General features: G+C 65.6%; 4 protein-coding genes and 1 pseudogene. 1 reads left to right on the top strand and 4 read right to left on the bottom strand.

The window, feature by feature from the left end; genetic code table 11:
- The 4 genes and pseudogenes from TNMX_RS10630 to TNMX_RS10615 all read right to left on the bottom strand — a co-directional run.
- The coding region (locus TNMX_RS10630; protein WP_038031983.1) for an ATP-binding protein at positions 1 to 1,732 on the bottom strand (1,732 nt) is incomplete at its 3' end.
- Positions 1,732 to 2,676, bottom strand: a complete 945-nt coding sequence (locus TNMX_RS10625) for a DNA double-strand break repair nuclease NurA (protein ID WP_038031981.1) — start codon at positions 2,674 to 2,676, stop codon at positions 1,732 to 1,734. The genes TNMX_RS10630 and TNMX_RS10625, both read right to left, overlap by 1 nt.
- A 4-nt stretch (positions 2,677 to 2,680) precedes the next feature.
- On the bottom strand, positions 2,681 to 4,411 hold the full coding sequence (locus tag TNMX_RS10620; RefSeq protein ID WP_015716593.1) for an NAD-dependent malic enzyme: 1,731 nt from the start codon (positions 4,409 to 4,411) through the stop codon (positions 2,681 to 2,683).
- Between the two features lie 149 nt (positions 4,412 to 4,560).
- Positions 4,561 to 4,980: pseudogene (locus TNMX_RS10615) on the bottom strand (histidine phosphatase family protein); the annotation flags it as partial.
- Positions 4,981 to 5,028: 48 nt separating this feature from the next.
- On the opposite strand from TNMX_RS10615, the gene TNMX_RS13035 reads away from it, so the two are divergent.
- Positions 5,029 to 5,241, top strand: coding sequence for a hypothetical protein (locus TNMX_RS13035; RefSeq protein ID WP_126218753.1), 213 nt, complete (start codon positions 5,029 to 5,031; stop codon positions 5,239 to 5,241).
- Positions 5,242 to 5,488: the final 247 nt, after the last annotated feature.

Raw genomic sequence — 5,488 nt, 5'->3', positions numbered from 1 at the left:
AAAAGAACTCCCTTCTCAAGGCCTCGGCGGAGTTGTCCTCCAGGACCTCCTCCCGCTTGGTGGCCCAGGCGGGGAAGGGAAAGCGCACGAGAAGGGGCACGGGGATCTCCGGCTGGTGCAGGATCACCATCCCCTGGGGCAGGATCAGAGCCCGCTGGCGGAAGGAGGTGGGAAGGTAGCGGTACTCGGGCCGCTCGGCCTCGGCGGCATCCAGCCTTCCCACCACCCGGATGGCGGCGTTGCCCACCACCCTTCGCTCCACCTCGCTGGCGGTCTGCTGGGCCCCGATGAGGATCACCCCTAAGGAGCGGCCCCGTTCGGCGATGTCCAGGAGCACGTCCTTGATGGGGCTTTCCTCGTCCCGGGGAGCGTACTTGTTGAGCTCGTCCAGCACCACGAAAACCCGGCCCCGGTACTGGCCCCGCTCCTTTTTGGCGAAGAGGTCGGAAAGAAGGCTCCCCACCACGAACATCTGGCCCTGGGGGGAGAGTTTGGCCAGGTCCACCACGTGGACCTGTTCCCCTCCTTCCAGGGGGTCCGGGGGATTGCCCTTGCGGTCTCCCCGAACCAGGTGGCCCACGTTCTCCACGCTTGAACGGAGGCGCCGGACAAAGGCCTCGAGGGTCCCCCGGGCCTGGCGGGCGACCCAGGTCCGGTCCCCCTCCCCTTCCCCCGTTTCGGGGCCCAAAAGCTTGTACTCCAGGTAGCGCACCAGGTCGGCGAAACTTGTCAACCGCACCCTGCCCAGGTCGTCAAAGGTGATGTCCTCGGGAAGCTCCCCTCCGGGCCAGTCCGCCACCAGGAGGTGGGGCCCCTTCTGCCCCTCCGCAAGCCGCCTCAGCTTCTCCGTCACGTGGGCCACCAGGAAGCCCAGGTTGGTGAGGGCCCCCTTGTCGGTGAAGAGGAAGGGGAGAAGCCCCTTCTGGGCAAACTGCACCAGGTCCCAGTGGTACGCCTTCACCCCCTCCAGGCGGGTTTCCACATCAGGGAGAATCCCCTCCTCTCCCTTCTTGGGCGGGGCCAGGAAGCGCACGCTCCCAAAGGGGGTGGGGGGAAGGCCCAGGCGGCGGTACTCCTCCTTGGCCTCCTCGGAAAGCCTTAGGTTCGGCTTGTCCAGGAAGAGGAGGTCCTCCCCCTTCACGTTGAAGAGGAGCACCCGGGCCTGGTGGGCCTCCTCGAGGACCTCGCTTTCCAAAAGGCTTTTCAGGAGGAAGGTGGCGTAGCTGGTCTTGGCCGCCACCCCGCTGATGCCCGAGATGTTCACGTGCCCCCCCTTCACCCCGTTCAGGAACTCCAGGTTGAGGTAAGCCACCTCCCCGCTCTTTAAAAACCCCGCAGGAAGCTTGGTGCTTCCCCTTTGGTTTTTCATGGCGTCGTAGTAAAGGGCAAGCTCCAGGTCCTCCTCCCGGGCCAGGTACACAGCGGAGCCGGGATCGGGGGGGAAAAACTCCTCGGGCACGATACGGGTCACGCTCACATGGGCCACGTAGGCCAGGCTCACGGGGATCTTCCCCTGCACCGCCAAGAAGACATCCGTGTCAAAGCTTTCCCCCTCGTGGGCCTTGGCCACCAGGTCCACCATGCCGAAGTAGCGCACCTTGCCTACCTTGGGGTGAAACCCCTCCACCACCACCAGGTCGTCCAGGCGCAGAAGGCCCTCCCCCTCCACCCCCACCCAGAACTCCAGGGGAGTGGCCTCCCGCCTGCCCAACACCACCCCGATGCGCTCCATCAACCACCTCCCTGATCCGCCGACAGGCTATCCTGGTGCCGGGCAAGGATGCGGGCCACCACCTCGCGGCTCCCCATCCTGCGGGCCAGCTCCCGCTCAAGCCCCCCAACGGGCAGAAGGTTTTGCGGGGCCCTGGGGTCCTTCACCGGGTGGGAGGCTAGGGCGGGAAAGAGGCTTAAGGACAGGTCCGCCAGGGCGCCGAAATCCCCCTGTAGCGGGGTTTCCACCCGCAGAAGCCCGCTTTCCGGCGGGCGCACCCCCTCCGGGGTTAGGGGCAGGCGCAGGTACCAGCTGGCCAGTTCCTGCCCCTTCCGGCGCACCCTGAACATGGGGGTGCGCTCCCCGGGCTTCAGGGTGGAGAGGAGGGCTTCCCGGTCCTCGGGGAGGTAACGGGCCCAGTGGGTCTTGATGTACCCCAAAACCGGGCCCTGCCGCCTCAAGCGCACGGGACCGTCCACCACGAGAAGGCCTCCCGCGAGGGCTCCGGCCAGCTTTTCCTCCAAAAGGGTCCTGGCCTTCCGCAAACCCTCCTGAAGGGCCGTGAGGACGTCCCCCGGGCTTGGAGGGCCCTCGAGGGGCAGGGGTTCGTACACCAGCTCCCCCAGGCGCAAGGCCTCCTCCAACCCCACCCCCACCCGGCGCACCCTGGTTTCCAGCAGGCGCATATTCCCTTGCTGATAAACCACGGCACCGGCGGCCACGCACCCCAAGAGGGCAAGCCTCCTCCCGTCGGAAAGCACCGCCTCCCCCCGCTCCCGGCCGTCCACGAAGTAAAGGGGCTCAGGCCAGGGCACGGGATCAGCCCTTCTGGCCTCCCATGGCTCCTCCAGGGGCTGGAAGCTGGCAGGGTAGCCCTCCTCAGCGCCTTCCGGGGCCCCAGGAAGAACTTCCCCTGCCGGGCCCTCGAGGCGGGAAAGATCCAGGGCGTAAAGCCGCCAGGCCATGCCCTTAGATTACCGGGGCCGGGCGGTAGGGGAGGTACTTGGGCTCCCAGAAGCGGCTACGCACGAACTCCATAAGCCCCTTGAAGGAAAGGCCCTTCACCCGTTCCTCCTCCGCCACGCCCTCCTCGAGGGCCTTCTGCATCACCCGGGCCGCCACGTAAGGGGAAACCTCCCTCAGCCGGGAAACCGGGGGGTAAAGGAGCTCGGGGAAATGGCCTTGCGTGTAGTCGTAAAGGGCGTAGGCCGCCTCCAGCACCATCCCGTCCGTCACCTCCCGGGCCCGGGCCAGCACCGCCCCCAGGCCGAGGCCCGGGAAGATGAAGGCGTTGTTCCCCTGGCCGATGGGGATGGTCCGCCCCATGTAGCCCACAGGGGGAAAGGGGCTACCCGCCGCCACCAGGGCCCTTCCCTCGGTCCAGTAGATGAGGTCGTCGGGAAGGGCCTCGGAGGCCGAGGTGGGGTTGGAAAGGGGAAAGATCACCGGGCGAGGGGTGTTTTCCATCATGGCCCGCGCCACCGGCTCGGTAAAGCTTCCCCCCTGGCCGGAAAGCCCAAGAAGCACGGTGGCCCGGGCGTTGCGGATGGTTTCCAAGAGGTTGGGGTAGGAACCCGCAAACTCCCACCCGGCGATGCGCTCCCGCCGTTGCGCATAGGGTTGCTTGTAAGCCTCCATGCTCCGGCCTTCCACCAGGAGGCCCTTGGAATCCAGCACCAGCACCCGGGCCCGGGCCTCCTCCTCGGAAAGGCCTTCCCGCTTCATGCCCTCCCGCAAGGCCCAGGCCACCCCGATGCCCCCGGCGCCCGCCCCATAGATCACAATCACCTGGTCGGAAAGCTTCTCCCCCTTCAAACGGCAGGCGGAGAGCACCCCTGCCAAAGCCACCGCCCCTGTGCCCTGGATGTCGTCGTTGAAGGAAGAGATCACCTTGCGGTAGCGCTCCAAAACGGTGAAGGCCGTCTCCTTGGCAAAGTCCTCCCACTGGATCAGGGCCTTGGGGTAGCGCTTGCGCACCGCTTCCACAAAGCAGTCCAGGAAGCGGTAGTACTCCTCGCCCCTCAGGCGCTTGTGCCGCACGCCCAGGTACAGGGGATCCGTGAGGAGATCCTCCCGGTCCGTGCCCACGTCCAGCTCCACGGGAAGGGTCTTGTCGGGTCCCACACCCCCTGCGGCGGTGTAAATGGTTAGCTTCCCGATGGAGATGGCCATGCCCCCATACCCCTGGTCCCCGATCCCCAGGATGGCGGAAGAATCCGTGGCCACGATGAGGCGGACCTCCTCCAGGGGAACATTGGCCAGGGCCTCCTCGAGGCGGTCGATGTTTTTGGTGCTGGCGGTGAAGCCCCGGGGGTACCGGTAGATGTGGGAAAACTCCCGCACCGCCTCCCCCACCGTGGGGGTGTAGAGGATGGGCAGCATCTCCTCCAGGTGGTCCACCAAAAGGGCATAAAAGAGCACCTCGTTGCGGTCCTGGAGGTGGCGTAGGTAGATGTGTTTCTCCAAAGGGCTCTGGATAAGGCGGTAGCGGCGGTAGACCCTCTCCTTCTGCTCCTCGAGGGTGTTCACATGGGGGGGAAGAAGGCCCTCGAGGCCCAGGGCTCTCCGCTCCTCCTCGGTGAAGGCCGTGCCCTTGTTGAGGAGGGGAAGCCTCAGCAGAAGGAAACCGGAAACATAGGGCTCCAGGTAGCGCTCGCCTCGCTCATCCCGCTTGACATCGTAATAGCGGCTAACCGGCATAGCCCTATTCTTCCACTCCCCAGGCCGTAGGGCTAGGGTAGGAACGTCCTGGTCGGGCCAAGTCCACACGAAAGGATAGGACGGGCACATGGCTCTCGGCGACAGAAAACCCTCAAGGGGTTTGCCAGAGGCCAAGGATGGAAACTCACTCACAGCCGGAAAACCTTGGGCGGAAGCAGGGCTTTAAGCACCATCCCCCCGGGCACAGGGTTCCCCTCCAGCCAGGCTACACCTCCTTTCTTCAAGGGGAAGCGGGCCCCCAGGGGCTCCCGGGCCGAGGCCCCCATGAAGTTCCCCAGGAGAAGCCAAGCCAGGAGGGTGGAAAGGTAAGGTTCATGTCCCACCAGGGCCACCCGGCCCTGATGGGGTATCTCGGCCAGGAGGGCTTCCGAGGGTGGGGCCGCCAGGAGGGGAGTTACCCGAGTTTCCCCCTCCAGGAGGTCCGCCAGGAGCTCGGCGGTTTCCAGGGCCCGTCGCTTGGGACTGGTGAGGATCAGATCCAGCTTGACCCCAAGCCCCCGAAGGCCCCGCACCACCTTGCGGAACCGCCGCACCCCCCGGGGTGCCAAGTAGGGGCAGGGCGTTGGCCACCGCCAACACCCCTTTACGAGCTAAGGGTGCTTCGGCTTCTGGAAAGCGAGCGGGACCGGGCGGACTGGGACGAGCTGGCCCAGTCCCTGGAGGGCCGTCAGGAGGGGATGGCCACCTTGCTGGTGGTGGAGGAGGGTTTCCCTGAGGCCTGGCTGGAAGCGCTCCGAAAGCATCTTCCCCCCTCGCTACCGAGGGGGGAAGTTTTGTGTTCTCTTCGTGGTGGGCGGCGTAGGACTTGAACCTACGACCTCTCGCGTGTGAGGCAAGCCCAGAACCCCCGTCATCTTCCGTTTTTCCCCTTCCAGACGCGGTTTTCTCCAATAGCACTTCCTGGAATTTACTCCGATAGCCGGCCATTTCCGGGGTGATAGACCGGCTGATAAACCGGCTGGCCGTAGAGTCGTTCTAGGAAACATTGAGGAGGCCGAGGAGCCTCGAGGTGCGCCTTCATCAGGCAAGCTCAGATAGTCCCCACCTTTTTCTTGG

Source organism: Thermus sp. NMX2.A1 (genome assembly GCF_000511705.1).
Classification (GTDB): Bacteria; Deinococcota; Deinococci; order Deinococcales; family Thermaceae; genus Thermus; species Thermus scotoductus.
This window is presented reverse-complemented; position numbering and strand designations above follow the sequence as displayed.